Origin of the sequence: Diaminobutyricimonas aerilata (genome assembly GCF_002797715.1) — a bacterium.
In the GTDB taxonomy this organism is placed as follows: domain Bacteria; phylum Actinomycetota; class Actinomycetes; order Actinomycetales; family Microbacteriaceae; genus Diaminobutyricimonas; species Diaminobutyricimonas aerilata.
Genome location: NZ_PGFF01000001.1, coordinates 1,120,217 through 1,136,383 on the forward strand (window position 1 = coordinate 1,120,217; position 16,167 = coordinate 1,136,383).

Here is a 16,167-nt window from a genome sequence, read left to right on the forward strand (position 1 = left end):
CACTACGACAGATGAGGTTCGGCGTCAACTACACGCCCCGGGTGGGCTGGTTCCACCACTGGCTCGACTTCTCGAGCGATGAGGTGGCCCGCGACTTCGACACCATCGCGGAACTCGGCGTCGACCACGTGCGCGTCTTCCCGCTCTGGCCGCTGTTCCAGCCGAATCGCACCCTCATCCGCTCGTCGGCGATCGACGACCTGGAGTGGATGCTCGAACTCGCGGCGCAGCGGGGGCTCGACGTCGCGGTCGACGGACTGCAGGGTCACCTCTCGAGCTTCGACTTCGTGCCCGCGTGGCTCACAAGCTGGCACCGGCGCGGGTTCTTCACCGACCCGGAGGTGATCGAGTCCACCGCCGAGTACCTGCGCACGATCGCGGCCGCGTGCGCACCGCACGCGAACTTCCTCGGCATGACCGTCGGCAACGAGGTGAACCAGTTCACCGGCACGGTGCATCCGGAGCCGTATCCCGCCACCGTCGCCGACATCGACCGGTGGCTCGACACGATGATCGCGGCCTGCCGGGCCGGCGCGCCCGAGGCGCTCACCGTGCACTCCTGCTACGACGCCACCTGGTACGACGACACCCAGCCGTTCACCCCGCAGCATGCGGCGCGGATCGGGGATGCGACCGTCGTGCATTCGTGGGTGTTCAACGGCACCGCGCAGAAGTACGGACCGGACTCGTTCGAGACGCGGGCCCACGCGCGTTACCTCGTCGAGCTCGCCCGCGCGTTCCAGACCGACCCGGCGCGGCCGGTGTGGGCGCAGGAACTCGGCGCCCCGCGCAACGTGCTGCCCGCGGAGTCGGTCGTGCCGTTCATCGAGCACACGATCGACGCCCTCGCCGGCGCGCCCGAGCTGTACGGCATCACCTGGTGGTGCTCGCACGACGTGAGCCGGTCGCTCGCCGACTTCCCGGAGCTCGAATACGACCTGGGGCTCATCGACGAGCACGGAACGATCAAGCCGGAGGGTCGCGCGGTGCAGCGGGCCATCGCCGCGGCAAGATCGACACCGGTGCGCGAGCCGTCGAGGTCGATCCCGCTCGACCTCGACGAGGTCGGCGGACGCGCGGCGCTCGCACCCGGCGGCACGTTCTGGCGGCGGTACATGGAGGAGGCGCGCACGCACGGGCATCCGCTCGTCCGGCTCGTCCCCTCCGACACGCTGGCTCGCGCCTGACCGCCGCCGTTCACCACGCATCTCCCGCTCCACCCGGCCCTCCCGCCGTCCACCCCGCCATGCCCCGACCACCACGAACCGGAAGACCACGATGCACGAGAACCAGCAGCTGACCATCGGACGCGTGACGCGCGTGCTCGAGGAACGGCTCCGTCCCGCCATCCACGCGCAGCCGCATCCGCTCGAACTCGCCCGCCACACCGTCGGCGGCGAGCCGATCCCCGTGTCGGAGGGGATCGCCGCGTCGTTCGAGCCGATGCCCGCCGGATCGACGTGGGGGCGGGCGTGGGACACGACGTGGTTCCGCATCACCGGCGAGGTGCCCGCCGCGTTCGCGGGCCGTCGCGTGGAGATCGTCGCCGACCTCGGATTCGACGTGAACATGCCCGGCTTCCAAGCCGAGGGACTCGTCTACCGACCCGACGGCGCTCCCGTGCGCTCGCTCAACCCGCGCGCGCAGTGGATCCCCGTCACGCCCGAGGCGCGCGGGGGAGAGTCGATCGAGTTCTACATCGAGGCGGCGTCGAACCCCGTGCTGCTCGACTACCACCCCTTCCTCCCGACCGAACAGGGCGACTCGGCCACCGCGACCGACGAGGAGCTCTACCGCCTCCGTCGCGTGGACGCGTGCGTCTTCGAGGAGGAGGTCTTCGAGCTCGTGCACGACGTCGAGGTGCTCGTGCAGCTCGCGCAGCAGCTCGGCGCCGACTCGGCACGGCGGTCGCGCATCCTGCGGGCGCTCGACAAGGCCCTCGACCGCGTCGACCTGCAGGACATCGCCGGCACCGCCGCGGCCGGGCGGGCGGAACTGCGCGAGGTGCTCACCAGCCCGGCGGAGCCGAGCGCGCACCGGCTGACGGCCGTCGGCCACGCCCACATCGACTCCGCCTGGCTGTGGCCGCTCCGCGAGACCGTGCGCAAGGTCGCGCGGACGTCGAGTTCGATGGTCACGCTGCTCGAAGAAGACGACGAGTTCGTCTACGCGATGTCGAGCGCCCAGCAGTACGACTGGCTCAAGCGCGAACGACCCGAGGTGTTCGCCCGGGTGAAGGAGGCGGTCGCCGCCGGGCGGTTCGTGCCGATCGGCGGCATGTGGGTCGAACCGGATGCGGTGCTTCCGTCGGGAGAGTCGTTCATCCGTCAGATCAGCTACGGCCAGCGCTTCTTCCGCGAGGAGTTCGGGGTGGAGTGCCGAGGAGCCTGGCTGCCGGACAGCTTCGGCTACTCCGGCTCGCTTCCGCAGATCCTCGTCGGAGCGGGTTTCGACTGGTTCCTCACGCAGAAGATCTCGTGGAACCAGGTGAACCGCTTCCCGCACCACTCCTTCCTCTGGGAGGGGATCGACGGCAGCCGGATCTTCACCCACTTCCCGCCCATGGACACCTACAACGCGCAGCTCTCCGGCGAGGAGGTGGCGCGCGCCGCCCGCCAGTTCAAGGAGAAGGCCGTCGCCACGTCGTCCCTCGCGCCGACCGGCTGGGGCGACGGCGGCGGCGGGACCACCCGCGAGATGCTCGCGCGAGGCAAGCGCATGGCGGACCTCGAAGGCAGCCCCCGGGTGGTGTTCGAGTCGCCCGACGCGTTCTTCGACCGCGCGATGGCGGAGCTGCCGGATCCGGCGGTGTGGCGCGGCGAGCTCTACCTCGAACTGCACCGCGGCACCTTCACCACCCAGCACAAGACCAAGCAGGGCAACCGTCGCAGCGAGCAGCTGCTGGCCGAGGCCGAACTCTGGGGCGCCGTCGCGGCCGTCCGTGCCGGCTACGCCTTCCCGCACGACGAGGTCGACGACCTGTGGCGCGAGGTGCTGCTGCTGCAGTTCCACGACATCCTCCCCGGCACCTCCATCGCCTGGGTGCACCGCGAGGCCGAGGAACGCTACGCCGAGATCGCCCGGCGGCTCGAGGCGATCATCGCCGACGCGCTCGCGGCCCTCGGCGTCGACCTCGACGACGTCTCGGCGGCCGGCCGCTCCGACGCGCAGCGCACCCTCGTGAACTCGGCACCGGTGACCTGGAACGGGGCGCCCGGTGCCGCGGTGTCGCTGCGGCCGACGCCGGTTCCGCGCGCGGCCCGTCGCGAGGGCGACCGGTTCGTGCTCGAGAGCGAGCACGTGAAGATCGAGATCGACGGGAACGGGCACGTCGTCAGCGCCGTCGATCTCGCGCTGGGTCGCGACGCCGTCCCGCCGGGGGAGCGCGGCAACCTCCTGCAGCTGCACCAGGACTTCCCCAACATGTGGGACGCGTGGGACGTCGACGCCCACTACCTCGACATGCGGCAGGACCTCGACTCCGGCGCCGTCGTCGACCTCGACGGCGCCGCCGTGACGGTCGCGACGTCCTTCGGGGAGTCGAGCATCCGGCAGCGGCTGTTCCTCGCCGACGACGGTCGCACCCTGCTCATCGACAACACGGTCGAGTGGGCCGAGACCGAGAAGTTCCTCAAGCTCGCCTTCCCCGTCGACGTGTTCGCCGACCACGCGGTCGCCGAGACGCAGTTCGGGGTTCACTCCCGCACGACGCACACGAACACGTCGTGGGAGGACGCCCGGTTCGAGACCCAGGCGCAGCGCTGGTTCCTCGTCGAGGAGCCCGGTTTCGGCGTGGCGTTCCTGAACGACTCGAGCCACGGCTTCGACGTACAGAGGGTCAAGCAGGGCGACCGCGTGTCACAGCTCGCCCGGTTCTCGATGCTGCGCGCACCCCGCTTCCCCGATCCCCGAACGGACCGCGGGACCCAGACGATGCGGTTCGGCGTACTCGTCGGCGCGGACGTCGGCTCGGCCACCGAGGCGGCCATCCGTCTCAACACCCCGGCGCGCCATGCGACCGGAGCCGTGGTGTCGCCGCTCGCGACGAGCACGAACCCGGCGGTGGTCATCAGCGCCGTGAAGCTCGCGGATGACCGCTCCGGCGACGTGATCGTGCGGCTGTACGAGTCGCGCGGCGGACGTGCCCGCACCGAGGTGCGCCTCGACGCCCCCGGTCTCGGCACGATCAGCCGCACCGACCTGATCGAGCGCCCGGTGGAGGCAGAGTCCGTCGCCACGACCGTCGACGAGGAGACGATCACCGTGACGCTGGAGCTGCGCCCCTTCGAGGTGGTGACGCTGCGGCTGTCCCGGTGATGCCGCGACGTCGCGTCAGTCCATCACCGATCCGCTCGCGAGGTTGAGGATCGCGCCGGTCATCGCGCCGGCGCGATCCGACGCGACGACTGCCCTCGCACGGCGAATTCGTGCCGAACTCCACCGCGATGCTGCCGGGTCCGCAGCGAGGGGTGTCCGGCGTCGGCGGATACACCCAAGATGGTGGACTGTGACCCGTCGCGCCCTCGTGCTGTTCATCGCCCTCGCGATCTCGTGGGGCATCCCGTACCTGCTGATCAAGGTCGCCCTCGAGGAACTCGACCCCGCGATGGTCGTGCTCGGCCGCAGCGCGCTCGGTGCCCTCGCGCTGCTGCCGCTCGCGTTCTACCGCAAGCAGGTGGCGAGGGTGCTGCGACGGTGGCGGCCGCTGCTCGTCTACACGGTCGTCGAGATCGTGCTGCCCTGGTATTTCCTGAGCTCCGCCGAGACGCGGTTGCCGAGTTCCACGGCTGGCCTGCTCATCGCGGCCGTTCCGCTCGTCGGCGTCGGAGTCGCGTTCGTCATGGGCCGACCCGAACGGGTCACGGGATGGAACTGGGTGGGCATCCTGCTCGGCATGCTCGGCGTCGCGGCGCTCGTCGGACTCGACGTGGCCGGTTCGGACCTGCTGGGTGTCGCCGAGATCGGGGTGGTCGTCGTCGGCTACGCCGTTGGTCCGGCGATCCTCTCTCGCTGGATGTCCGACCTGCCCGGAATCGGCGTTGTCGCCGTCTCGCTCGCGATCACGGCGATCGTCTACGTGCCGTTCGTGTCGTTCACCGGCGGCTGGCCCACGGAGTGGCCGTCCCTCGCGGTGAGCGGCTCGATCGTGACGCTCGCCCTCGTGTGCAGCGCGGGCGCATTCCTCATCATGTTCGCGCTCATCGCCGAGATCGGACCGGTGCGGACGACGACCATCACCTACGTCAACCCCGCGGTCGCGATCGCCGCGGGCGCGCTCGTGCTCGACGAGCGCATCACCGTCTGGACCATCGTCGGATTCGTGCTCGTGCTCGCCGGGTCGTTCGTCGTCACCTGGCGGCGCGCCCCGGTCGATGCACCACCGGGCCCGTCATCCGTGCCGGCGACCGTTCCGGAGGACGACACGTCGCTCCGCTGATCAGGCTCAGCTCGGGTCGGAGCCGTGCTCCGGCGCTCGGCGAGCGCGGTCGGCCAACCATTCGAGCGCCGGGACTCCGGTGCTCGCGAGCACCGAGACGTGTCCTTCTCCCAGCACGCTCCGCCAGGTCGCGCCCGGGATCCGGGAGGCGAGCCACGCGCCGTGGGCGGCCGGCACCATGCGATCCTCGGCGCCGTGCACGAACAGCACCGGAACCCGGATGTCGGTGACATCGAATCCCCACGGCGCGACGAAGGCGAGGTCGTCGTCGATGAGTGCTGCCGGGCCGGCCGCTTGTGCGGGGCCGACGACTTCGTCGAACCACCCCCATTCGCCTTCGAGTGCGCGCCGGTCGGCGTCGATGAAACCGAAGTCCTCGTCGCCGGGTGACGCCTCGTGGCGTTCCTTGGCTTGCCGACCCGACGCCGCAGCGCGCAGCGAGTTGGCGCTGCCGGGTGCCATCCCGGCGAACCAGTCGAGACCGTCCGCGCCGAACGGAGCGGGGCTCGCGCCCGCGACCACGGCCGTCACGCGCTCGGGCAGCAGCGCTGCGCACGCCAGCGCGTGCGGGGCGCCTCCGGAGTGCCCGAAGACACCGAACCGGGCAGCTCCGACGGCGTCCGCGATCGCCGCGACATCATCCGCCGCCGACGCGACATCGCGGCCGGGACGCGGCGTGGAGCCGCCGTAGCCTGGCCGGTCGTAGCCGACGAACCGGATGTCGAGCCGCTCGGCGGCGTCGAACAGCGGGCGTGGCGGGGTGCCGAGGTTCGGGGTGCCGTGCAGCCACACGACCACGTGGTCGCCTTCGCCCGTGTCGTAGCCGTGAAGGGTGCCGCCGTGCGGCGACGGCACGTCGAACTCGCGGATCACAGGCCCGCCACGAGCGCCTCACGCAGCGCGGCGGGGAGGGTGGGCGGAACATCCACATCGACCGCGAGGGCCTGGACCGCCCGAGCGTAATAGTTGCGGGCCGCCGCCGCGAGCGCGATGTCGACGATCTCGCGATCGCTGAAGCCGACCTCCCGGAGCCGCAGGGAGTCCGCATCGGTCATCGACGACGCATCCGTGCTCACCTTCTCGGCGAAATCCATCATCGCGATCTCGGCCTCGGTGAGGTCGGCGTCGTGATGATCGGTCGCGACCCGCACGAGCTGCTGCTCGGGGATGAGCGGCAGGGTCTTCGCGCCGTGGGCGAGTCGGCAGTGCAGTGACCGGGCCCCGCGGGCGGCCGCCAACGTGACGAGTTCGTAGCGCCGCGCACCCAGTTGGGAGGCGATCGCGCGGATGAGGTTCTCGAACGCGAGCTCCGCCTCGGGATTCATCGCCATCACGCGCGTGTGACTCGGCACGTAGCCGTTGCGTCGGATGTCGTCGGCGTAGATGTCCGCCGCGAGTCCGGCAACTCCGTTCTCGTCGGGTGTCACGATGATGGACATACCGGGCCTCCTCGCCGTCGTGGCTCGATGCTGCCACTGCCGTGCGTCTACGGGAAGGGGGTTCGCGGCGCCGACGGAGGCTCGTGTGAGGATCGTCCGGGAACGCGTCGATCCGATCGTGCAGGGGGATGGGTGAACGGTCACGACCTTCAGCTGGCGGCGGTCGCGCGTGCCGGGTCATTGCCGGATGCCGGGCTCGAGCAACCGTTCGGCCCCGAGTGGGATGTGTACAAGGTGCGCGGGCGCGTCTTCATGCTGCTCACCACTCTGGGCGAGCAGCCGATCGTGACCCTGAAAGCGACCCCGGAGGACACGAAGGCCCTGTGTGCCGGGTTCGAGCACATCGCTCCGGGGTACCACATGAACAAGCGCCACTGGATCACTCTCTCGGGCGGGGACGACATCGATGCGGCGCTCGTCCATGAGCTGGTGACCGAGTCGTTCCTGCTCGTGGTCGAGAAGCTGCCGCGAGCTCGGCGTCCGATCGGGCTGCCGGAGCGCGGGGGCGCCGCGGACTGATCGTCCGCGGTGAGGGACGCATCCAGGGACGCGTGGCGGCACGCGGGCGCCGGTAGGCTCCGCGACATGGAGGGGCACGTCGACGACGCACGCGTGCTGAGCGACGCGCAAGCGATGACGGATGCCGCGCGGGACCGCCTCCGCGAAGGCGGTGCCCGCACCGAGGCGCATGCCCGCTATGTGCCGCCGCGCCGGGTGCTGTTCATCCAGCGCGCCGCCACCATGGAACCGCTGGGGCGGGTGTGGCGGCTCGGTGTGCTGCTACTGGATGGCGGCGGCGGCCTGTACGCCACGGGGTCGTTGACGCGCGCCGTGCCGACGGGGCACCCCAACCTCCAGTCGCTCTCCGCCGAGACGCGACGGGAGTACCGCCAGGCAGCCCTCAAGGCGGGTTTCGAGCAAGGGGAGACGGTGAACTTCGACACCACCCCGATCGAATGGGACGCGCAGGCGTTGCGCTCCTCCGCGGGCCCGCTCGTGGTGACCGACGACGGACTGGGCGTGCGCTGGGCCGCCACGGCCGCGGCGCTCGTCCCCTTCGAGCGCTACCTCGCCGAGCGCGTCGAGCTGCTTCTGCATCCGCCGGAGGGTGCGTAGGAACGCCGGTACGCTCGCAGCATGCTGCCGTTCTTCCCCATCCCGGTGCAGGGTGACGTACCGCCCTGGGTGCTCGTGCTGTTCGGCATCGCGGCGATCACAGGATTCGTGGTGCTCGTCTACCAGGCGGTGCGCTGGTTCCGCGACAACCGCGACGACGATGACCGCGGCGGCGACGACCGCAGCGGAGAGCCGGGCGAGCGCTGACGCTCAGACCGACTGGCGGCTGAGTCGCTCGGCGATCGCCTCGGCAGCCGTGACGATGGCGTCCCGGCGCTGCAGGCGGCGCTGCTCGTCCGGATCGCCGAAGTAGAGCTGGTCGAGGTTCGAGAGCACGTGCCACCCGTCCGACAGGGTCACGATCGTGATCAACAGGTCGCGTGCCTGCACATCCGTCAGCTCCGGTAGCGCCTCGCGCATCCCCTTCACTTTGCGCTGGCACGTCGCGCGTCGCTCGATGAGCGCGTGCGGAGCACCGAGTTCGAGCCCTTCCCACATGAGCAGCCGGGAGAGTTCCGGGTGCTCGCAGTGGTAGTCGAAGACCCGCCCGGCGTAGTCGGCGACGGCTTTCGTTCCCGTTCCCTCGACGGACACCGCATCGAGCAGTCCGTGCAGCTCGCGCTGCAGCACGACGCCGAAGAGCTCGTGCTTCTTGCCGAAGTACTGGTAGATCCGCTCCTTGTTGACGCCCGCGTCGGCGGCGATGCGGTCGACCCGGGCGCCGGCGAGCCCGACGCGGCTGAACTCGCGCGCCGCCGCATCGAGCAGCAGCTGCTGCGTACGCGCGGTGTCCCAGGCCATGACGCCAGTGTACGCGCGATCCCAACTAGGTAGTTGCAAATGCGCCTCATCCGTCCTATGGTCGTGCCAACTACCTGGTTGGAGATTGAATGACCGACACCATCACCCCCGCCGCTCCGACGACCGCGCCTCCCCGCGTGCCGTCCGTGCACGTCCGCGCGCTCATCACCTGGAGCGCGATCTTCCCGCTCGTGACGCTCGGACTCGCCGCGCTGACGCCGCTCATGGAGCAGTGGCCGCTCGTGCTGCGTTCGCTCGTGCTCACCGCGATCGTGGTGCCGCTCGCCGTCTACCTCGTCGTGCCCGCCTTCATGCGGGCGTGGATGCGGTTGAGCGCGCGCCGCTGAGCGCACGCGGCGGCGCTGAGCGCTTGTCGTCGGCCGGGCGTACCGTGACGAACGTCCGCGCCGACGACGAGAGCGAGGCGAACATGTCGCAGCCCTTCCTGCAGGCCGCCCTCAACGGGGACCGGGAACATCCCGCCGCTCCCCGCTCACCCGAGGCGATCGCCCGCGAAGCCGCCGGCGCGGTGGCCGCCGGCGCACGATCCGTTCACCTGCATCCGTACGACCGCGACGACCGCCAGAGCCTCGACGCGGCGGTGTGCGCTGCCACCCTGCGGGTGGTGCGCGCGGCGTGCCCCGGCGTGCCGATCTCGCTCACCACCTCCGCCGACGTCGAATCGGATCCGCGACGACGCCTCGAGCAGGTCGCGGCGTGGACCGAGTGGCCCGACCTCGTGACGGCGAACCAGGGGGAGGAGGGCATCGTCGAGCTCTGCGAACTGCTGATCTCCCACGGCGTCGGCATCGAGGCGGGGTTGCTCGGCTGGAGGGATGCCGAGCTCTTCGTCGCGTCGGGCCTCGCCTCGCGCTGCGTTCGCGTGATGGTCGAACCGCTCGACGCGGACCCCGATGATGCGGTCGCCCACGCCGAGCGGATCGAGCGCATCGTGGCCGACGCCGGCATCACCCTCGAGCAGGTGCATCACGGCGACGGCATCGCCTCGTGGGCGGTCAACGCCCGCGCCGTCGACCGCGGGCACGGCATCCGCACCGGGCTCGAAGACACCCCGGTGCTCCCCGACGGCCGGCTCGCGGCAGGCAACGCCGACCTCGTCGCGGCCGCCGCCGCGATGCTCGCCGCGCACTGACAGGGCGACGGCACGGACGACGTTCATCCGGGGCAGGATGCGCGGTCGAACGTCGTCTCGAGGAACCTCCTCGTCTCTTCGTTCGCGGCCTCGATCCCGGCGGTCCGTCCGGCCGAGCCGATCAGCGACGACAGCGGCGGCAGGAAGAGCGCCGCGTCCGTGAAGCTGAGGTGCTGCGTGCCGGGCACCACCACGCGGGTGCCGCAGGACGCGAGCACCTCGCTGAGCGCCCGTTCGTAGCGCGCGTCGCTCTCGACACTTCCGGCACCTCCTCCGGCCACGATCGCCAGCACAGGAACCGTCGGGGTGCCGCCCCGCGGAAGACCGTCGATGTCGATCACGGCATCCACCCGTGCATCCCGCGACGCGGCGAGTATCGCCGCGGCACCGCCGATCGAGTGTCCGGCGGCCGCGACTGCGCCGACTTCGATCCCGAGATGGCTCTGAAGGTGGTCGAGGGTCGCGAGCAGGTCATCGGCGCGGATGCCCGCGAGCTCGTCGGCGACCCGCTGGTCGGTCTCGTCGTCACCCGTCGTGGTCAGTGCGGAACGGATCACCGTGCCGTCCTCGAGCACGACGGCTGCGGAGTCGTACGGGTGGTCGAGTGCCGCGACGAGGTAGCCGTGACTGGCGAGATCCTCCGCCCAGGCCGAGTTCTGGGTGCGCACGCCGCCCAGGCCGGGGGAGAAGAGCACGAGCGGAAGTGGGCCCTCGACGCGCGGGGCGTCCTCGATCGCGTGGGTCTCCGCGTGGGCGACGCCGTCGAGGAGGAATCCGGGCAGACCCGCCTGGTCGGCCATCGCCTCGGAGACGACCGCGCTCTCCAGGTAGGGCCGACGTGGACCGTCGGCCTCCGTCGGATACCAGAGCTGCGCCACGAGCACCCGGGTGTCGCCGGGTGCGGCCGTGAGCACTTCGTCGACGCCGGTATCCCACTGGATGACCGTGCTGCCGACCGTGTGCTTCCCGCTCGGATCGGGGAGGACGAGCGCGGGCAGCGCCCACGCGGCGCCACCGGCGATCACGGCCGAGGCGATGGCGGCGAGCGAGGTGAGCCACGCCGCAGCACCGCGGGCGACGGCGCCGGCGCGACTCGTCGGACGCTCGGAGGCGCGCACGGCGACCGTCGAGACGGCGAGCACGCCCGCGAGAGCGAGGGGAACGAGCATCCAGCGCGGCTCGGCCACGAGCACCACGGTGAGCCCGATCACGACGACCGCTGACGACGACGCGACGACGAATCGCTTGCGCGCTGTCGGCGTCCAGGCGATCACGACGAGTGCGAGGACGGTGACGGACACGGCGATGGTCATGAGGCTCCGTTCGGGGTCACCTCAACCTGCCGGGGAGCCGCGATGGTGCACGTCCCCCGCGAGATGGCTCCCGCTGCGACTTCCGGATGATCCTCGACCGTCGGCACACGGCGACACCCGCACGAAACATCCGCACGGTACGCTGGTGCCCACAATCGAACACCGGGCCGCAGGTGATGCGGGAGAGCTCTCGGAACGCGCGAGGGCACCGAAGGAGCAAGCACTCCCCGCCAATCTCTCAGGTACGTGTACCGCATCGACCAGGCCACTCTGAAAAGCGGATGCGCAGCGCGCGTCCCGCCCACGGTGAAAGCCGGCGACAGCCGGTGAAGCTCTCAGGCTCATGACAGAGGGGGAGTTCTTCACCGTCGACCATGCGTCAGGAGAACTCCGTGACCGAACGCCGCTCACCGCTGCACGACATCCATGCGGATGCCGGGGCCAGCTTCACCGATTTCGCCGGGTGGCAGATGCCGGTGCGTTACACGTCGGACCTCGCCGAGCACCACGCGGTGCGGACCGCCGCGGGGCTGTTCGACCTCTCCCACATGGGTGAGATCGTCGTGGTCGGCCCGGAGGCCGACCGGGCCCTCGACTACGCCCTCGCCGGGCGAATCTCGGCGCTCGCCGAAGGGCAGGCGAAGTACACGCTGCTGCTCGGGCGTGAAGGCGGCATCCTCGACGACCTCATCGTCTACCGCACCGGTACGGACCGCTTCGTCGTCGTCGCGAACGCCTCGAACCGCGAGGTCGTCGCCGCGGAACTCGCCGAACGCACCGCCCCCTTCGACTGCGAGAGCCTCGACGAGAGCGACGACATCGCGCTCATCGCCGTTCAGGGTCCGAAGGCGCTCGAGATCCTGCAGAACCTCGACCCCTACCTCGACGCGGACGCGGCGTCGCTGAAGTACTACCGCGCCACCGCCGGGCTCTTCGACGGGCACAACGTGCTCGTCGCCCGCACCGGCTACACGGGCGAGGACGGCTTCGAACTCTACGTGTCGCCGGATGTGGCTCCCGCGCTGTGGCGCGCCATCGCCGAGGCCGGCGCGGGCAGCGGACTGCTGCCGTGCGGTCTCGCCGCGCGCGACACGCTGCGGCTCGAGGCCGGCATGCCCCTCTACGGACACGAGCTCTCGCGCGACATCCACCCCGCCCAGGCGGGCCTCGGTCGCGTCGTGAAGAGCGGCGACGACTACGTCGGCCGCGAAGCGTTCGAGGCGGGTCCGGCGGAGGGCGCTCGCGTGCTCGTCGGCCTCACCACCGAGGGACGCCGCGCCGGCCGCGCCGGATACCCCGTGCTCGACGGGGACGACGTCGTCGGGGAGATCACCTCCGGTGCGCTGTCGCCCACCCTCGGGCATCCGATCGCGATGGCGTACGTCGACCCCGCATCCGCCGACTCCACCACCCTGACCATCGACGTGCGCGGCACCCGGGTGCCCGCCACCGTCGCCTCCCTTCCCTTCTACTCGCGAAAGGCACTGTGATGGCCGAGCCCACCGACCTGAAGTACACCAAGGAGCACGAATGGGTGCTCGTCGAGGGGGACGTCGCGACCATCGGCATCACCGCCTATGCCGCCGACCAGCTCGGTGACATCGTCTTCGTCGACCTGCCCGCCGTGGGCTCCCGCGTCGAATCCGGCCGCGTGGTCGGCGAGATCGAGTCGACCAAGTCGGTCGGTGAGCTCTACGCGCCCGTCGCGGGGGAGATCGTCGAGGCGAACGACGCCGTCGCGGCGTCGCCCGAACTGCTCAACAGCGACCCGCTCGGTGACGGCTGGCTCATCAAGGTGCGCTTCGACGCCCTGCCCGAGCTGCTCGACCTCGACGCGTACACGGCGCTCACCGCATGAGCACCGCCTTCAGCGAACGGCACATCGGCACCGACTCCGTCGCGCAGCTCGCGATGCTGCAGGCCGTCGGATACGACACGATCGACGCCCTCATGGACGCCGCGGTGCCCGCCGCGATCCGGCAGGACACGATCGCCCGCAGCAGCATCCCGGATGCCGCGACTGAGCGTGAGGCGCTCGCCGAGCTGCGCGCCATCGCCGGCCACAACCGCGTGCGCCGCTCGATGATCGGGCTCGGCTACTACGGCACCCTCACGCCGAGCGTCATCCAGCGCAACGTGCTCGAGAACCCGAGCTGGTACACGGCGTACACCCCCTACCAGCCGGAGATCTCGCAGGGGCGCCTCGAGGCGCTCATCAACTTCCAGACCATGGTGAGCGACCTCACCGGCATGACGACCGCGAACGCGTCGATGCTCGACGAGGGTACGGCCGTGGTCGAGGGGATGCTGCTCGCGCGTCGCGCCTCGGGCTCGACGTCGAACGTGTTCCTGGTCGACGCGGATGCCCTGCCGCAGACCGCTGCGCTGCTCGCCAGCCGCGCGACGGCCGTGGGCATCGAGCTCGTGACGCTGCCGCTCGCCGACACCGACCCGGCCGAGCTGCCCGAGGCGTTCGGCGCATTCGTGCAGTACCCGGGTGCATCCGGTCGCGTCTGGGACCCCACCGCGATCACCGCGGCGGTCAAGGAACGCGGCGGCCTCGTGATCGCCGCAGCCGACCTGCTCGCCATGACGCTGCTGACCGCGCCCGGCGAGTTCGGTGCGGATGTCGCCGTCGGCACCTCGCAGCGTTTCGGCGTGCCGATGGGCTTCGGGGGTCCGCACGCGGGCTACATGGCCGTGCGCGCCGGGCTCGAGCGTCAGCTGCCCGGTCGCCTCGTCGGCGTCTCGAAGGACGCGACCGGCCACCCCGCCTACCGGCTCAGCCTGCAGGCGCGGGAGCAGCACATCCGTCGCGAGAAGGCGACGAGCAACATCTGCACCGCGCAGGTGCTGCTCGCCGTGATGGCATCGATGTACGCCGTGTACCACGGCCCCGCCGGCCTCACCCGGATCGCACGGCAGGTCGCCCGCACGACCGCGTCGTTCGCGGCGCGGCTCACCGCGGCCGGGCACGAGCTGCAGCACGACGTGTTCTTCGACACGATCCGGGTGCGTGTGCCCGGCCGTGCCGACGCGATCGTCACCGCGGCGCGCGAGAAGGACCTGCTGCTGCACTTCGTCGACGCCGACACCGTCGGCATCAGCTTCGACGAGGCGACCAGCGAGGCGATGTCCGGCGGGGCGATCGCCTCTGCGGCGTCCGTGCTCGCCGAGGTGTTCGGGCTCGACGGCGACCGCGTCACGGCCGAACCGGCCATCCCGGCGGAACTCGCCCGGCGCAGCGACTTCCTCACGCATCCGGTGTTCCGCACCCATCACTCCGAGACGGCGATGATGCGGTACCTCAAGTACCTCGCCGACAAGGACTACGCGCTCGACCGCGGCATGATCCCGCTCGGTTCGTGCACGATGAAGCTCAACTCGGCGACCGAGATGGCCGCGGTGACGTGGCCCGAGTTCGCCGGACTGCATCCGTTCGCCCCCACCGAAGACGTGCAGGGCTACCTCGTGCTGCTCTCGCATCTCGAGACCTGGCTCGCCGAGGTCACCGGATACGACACGGTGTCGCTACAGCCCAACGCCGGCAGTCAGGGCGAGCTTGCGGGGCTTCTCGCCATCCGCGGCTACCACCTCGCCAACGGCGACACCGGACGCACGGTGTGCCTCATCCCCTCGAGCGCCCACGGCACGAACGCCGCGAGCGCGGTGCTCGCCGGCATGCGGGTCGTCGTTGTCGCCACGAACGAGAACGGTGACGTCGACCTCGACGATCTGCGTGCGAAGATCGCAGAGCACGCCGATCAGCTCGCCGCCCTCATGGTCACCTACCCGTCGACCCACGGCGTGTACGAGCACGAGATCCGCGAGGTCACGGATGCGGTGCACGCCGCCGGCGGTCAGGTGTACGTCGACGGCGCGAACCTCAACGCCCTGCTCGGCTACGCACGGTTCGGGGACTTCGGCGGCGACGTGTCGCACCTCAATCTGCACAAGACGTTCTGCATCCCGCACGGCGGCGGCGGACCGGGCGTCGGCCCGGTCGCCGCGAAGGCGCACCTCGCTGCGTACCTGCCCGGGCATCCGATGGCGCAGTCGTCGCGGCATCCGGCGTTCGACCTGCGCACCGGTCGCGTCGGCGACTTCGAGCACGGGGGTGGACCCGTCTCGGCCGCGCCGTACGGCAGTCCGAGCATCCTGCCCATCAGCTGGGCGTACGTGCGGATGATGGGGCAGGAGGGGCTGCGCGCCGCGACCGGTGCGGCGGTGCTCGCCGCGAACTACGTGGCCGCGCGCCTGCGCGAGCACTACCCGGTGCTGTACAAGGGCGAGAACGGGCTCGTCGCGCACGAGTGCATCCTCGACCTGCGGCCGCTGCGCGAGGCGACCGGCGTGACCGTCGACGACGTGGCGAAGCGCCTCATCGACTACGGATTCCACGCCCCGACGATGTCGTTCCCGGTGGCGGGCACCCTCATGGTCGAACCGACCGAGAGCGAGGACCTCGCCGAGATCGACCGTTTCATCGAGGCGATGATCGCGATCAAGGCCGAGGCGGATGCCGTGGGCGCCGGACGCTGGCCGAAGGACGACAACCCGCTCGTGAACGCGCCGCACACCGCCGAGGCGGTCATCGCGGGGGAGTGGGAGCACGCCTACACGCGCGAGGAGGCGGTGTACCCGCTGCGCAGCCTCGTGCGGGCGAAGTACTGGCCGCCGGTGCGGCGCATCGACCAGGCGTACGGCGATCGCAACCTCGTCTGCGCGTGCCCGCCGATCGAGGCGTTCGCGTAGCCGCGCACTGACGCCGAGCGTGCCCCCGCCCGACACGTCCGGCCCGGAACCGCGGCCGGGTCGTCGGACGGAGGCACGTTCGGCGTCGCGCTCGACTCGTGCCGCGCATCCTTCCCTTCGCCGCGCGAATTTCGGCGGCACGGGGAAGGTTGC

Annotated in this window: 15 protein-coding genes and 2 riboswitches; of the genes, 11 read left to right on the top strand and 4 right to left on the bottom strand. The window is 70.9% G+C overall.

Features of this window, described 5'->3' with window-relative positions; translation table 11 throughout:
- The first annotated feature begins 11 nt into the window (after positions 1–11).
- From CLV46_RS05430 to CLV46_RS05440, 3 genes are all read left to right on the top strand, one after another.
- On the top strand, positions 12–1,187 hold the full coding sequence (locus tag CLV46_RS05430) for a glycoside hydrolase 5 family protein (protein WP_100363837.1): 1,176 nt from the start codon (positions 12–14) through the stop codon (positions 1,185–1,187).
- Positions 1,188–1,278: 91 nt separating this feature from the next.
- Entirely contained in the window at positions 1,279–4,317 is a 3,039-nt protein-coding gene (locus tag CLV46_RS05435) for an alpha-mannosidase (RefSeq protein ID WP_100363838.1), read from the top strand.
- A gap of 190 nt (positions 4,318–4,507) precedes the next feature.
- Positions 4,508–5,437 carry a DMT family transporter gene (locus tag CLV46_RS05440; RefSeq protein WP_170028532.1) on the top strand — a complete coding sequence of 310 codons (930 nt, stop codon included), beginning with the start codon at positions 4,508–4,510 and terminating at the stop codon, positions 5,435–5,437.
- A 6-nt stretch (positions 5,438–5,443) separates the two neighbouring features.
- Here the strand turns inward: CLV46_RS05440 and CLV46_RS05445 are convergent, their stop codons facing one another.
- Complete coding sequence (locus tag CLV46_RS05445) at positions 5,444–6,310, bottom strand: alpha/beta fold hydrolase (RefSeq protein WP_211282152.1); 867 nt, start codon at positions 6,308–6,310, stop codon at positions 5,444–5,446.
- Positions 6,307–6,876: a carboxymuconolactone decarboxylase family protein gene (locus CLV46_RS05450; RefSeq protein WP_100363839.1), complete on the bottom strand. Its 570-nt coding sequence runs from the start codon at positions 6,874–6,876 to the stop codon at positions 6,307–6,309. The genes CLV46_RS05445 and CLV46_RS05450 overlap by 4 nt, the downstream gene beginning before the upstream one ends.
- Positions 6,877–7,008: 132 nt before the next feature.
- Between CLV46_RS05450 and CLV46_RS05455 the strand changes: the two genes are divergently transcribed.
- The 3 genes from CLV46_RS05455 to CLV46_RS05465 all read left to right on the top strand — a co-directional run bounded on the left by CLV46_RS05455 (position 7,009) and on the right by CLV46_RS05465 (position 8,199).
- Entirely contained in the window at positions 7,009–7,395 is a 387-nt protein-coding gene (locus tag CLV46_RS05455) for an MmcQ/YjbR family DNA-binding protein (RefSeq protein WP_245866545.1), read from the top strand.
- A gap of 66 nt (positions 7,396–7,461) precedes the next feature.
- Positions 7,462–7,992 carry a hypothetical protein gene (locus tag CLV46_RS05460; RefSeq protein ID WP_100363841.1) on the top strand — a complete coding sequence of 177 codons (531 nt, stop codon included), beginning with the start codon at positions 7,462–7,464 and terminating at the stop codon, positions 7,990–7,992.
- A 21-nt stretch (positions 7,993–8,013) separates the two neighbouring features.
- Complete coding sequence (locus CLV46_RS05465; protein WP_100363842.1) at positions 8,014–8,199, top strand: hypothetical protein; 186 nt, start codon at positions 8,014–8,016, stop codon at positions 8,197–8,199.
- A gap of 3 nt (positions 8,200–8,202) precedes the next feature.
- On the opposite strand, the gene CLV46_RS05470 is transcribed toward CLV46_RS05465, so the two are convergent.
- Complete coding sequence (locus tag CLV46_RS05470) at positions 8,203–8,793, bottom strand: TetR/AcrR family transcriptional regulator (protein ID WP_100363843.1); 591 nt, start codon at positions 8,791–8,793, stop codon at positions 8,203–8,205.
- Positions 8,794–8,882: 89 nt separating this feature from the next.
- Between CLV46_RS05470 and CLV46_RS05475 the strand changes: the two genes are divergently transcribed.
- On the top strand, positions 8,883–9,140 hold the full coding sequence (locus tag CLV46_RS05475) for a putative antibiotic biosynthesis monooxygenase (RefSeq protein WP_100363844.1): 258 nt from the start codon (positions 8,883–8,885) through the stop codon (positions 9,138–9,140).
- Between the two features lie 44 nt (positions 9,141–9,184).
- Positions 9,185–9,946: a 3-keto-5-aminohexanoate cleavage protein gene (locus CLV46_RS05480; protein ID WP_211282153.1), complete on the top strand. Its 762-nt coding sequence runs from the start codon at positions 9,185–9,187 to the stop codon at positions 9,944–9,946.
- A 23-nt stretch (positions 9,947–9,969) separates the two neighbouring features.
- Here the strand turns inward: CLV46_RS05480 and CLV46_RS05485 are convergent, their stop codons facing one another.
- Positions 9,970–11,259, bottom strand: a complete 1,290-nt coding sequence (locus CLV46_RS05485; protein WP_100363845.1) for an alpha/beta hydrolase — start codon at positions 11,257–11,259, stop codon at positions 9,970–9,972.
- Positions 11,260–11,428: 169 nt separating this feature from the next.
- Positions 11,429–11,523, top strand: a riboswitch (glycine riboswitch).
- Positions 11,524–11,619: riboswitch (glycine riboswitch) on the top strand.
- 14 nt (positions 11,620–11,633) lie between these two features.
- Between CLV46_RS05485 and gcvT the strand changes: the two genes are divergently transcribed.
- From gcvT to gcvP, 3 genes are read left to right on the top strand one after another with little or no spacing between them, the layout of a single operon-like run.
- Positions 11,634–12,749: a glycine cleavage system aminomethyltransferase GcvT gene (gcvT, locus tag CLV46_RS05490; protein WP_100363846.1), complete on the top strand. Its 1,116-nt coding sequence runs from the start codon at positions 11,634–11,636 to the stop codon at positions 12,747–12,749.
- Positions 12,749–13,117: a glycine cleavage system protein GcvH gene (gene gcvH, locus CLV46_RS05495; RefSeq protein ID WP_100363847.1), complete on the top strand. Its 369-nt coding sequence runs from the start codon at positions 12,749–12,751 to the stop codon at positions 13,115–13,117. The genes gcvT and gcvH overlap by 1 nt, the downstream gene beginning before the upstream one ends.
- Positions 13,114–16,014: an aminomethyl-transferring glycine dehydrogenase gene (gene gcvP / locus CLV46_RS05500; RefSeq protein ID WP_100363848.1), complete on the top strand. Its 2,901-nt coding sequence runs from the start codon at positions 13,114–13,116 to the stop codon at positions 16,012–16,014. The genes gcvH and gcvP overlap by 4 nt, the downstream gene beginning before the upstream one ends.
- Positions 16,015–16,167: the final 153 nt, after the last annotated feature.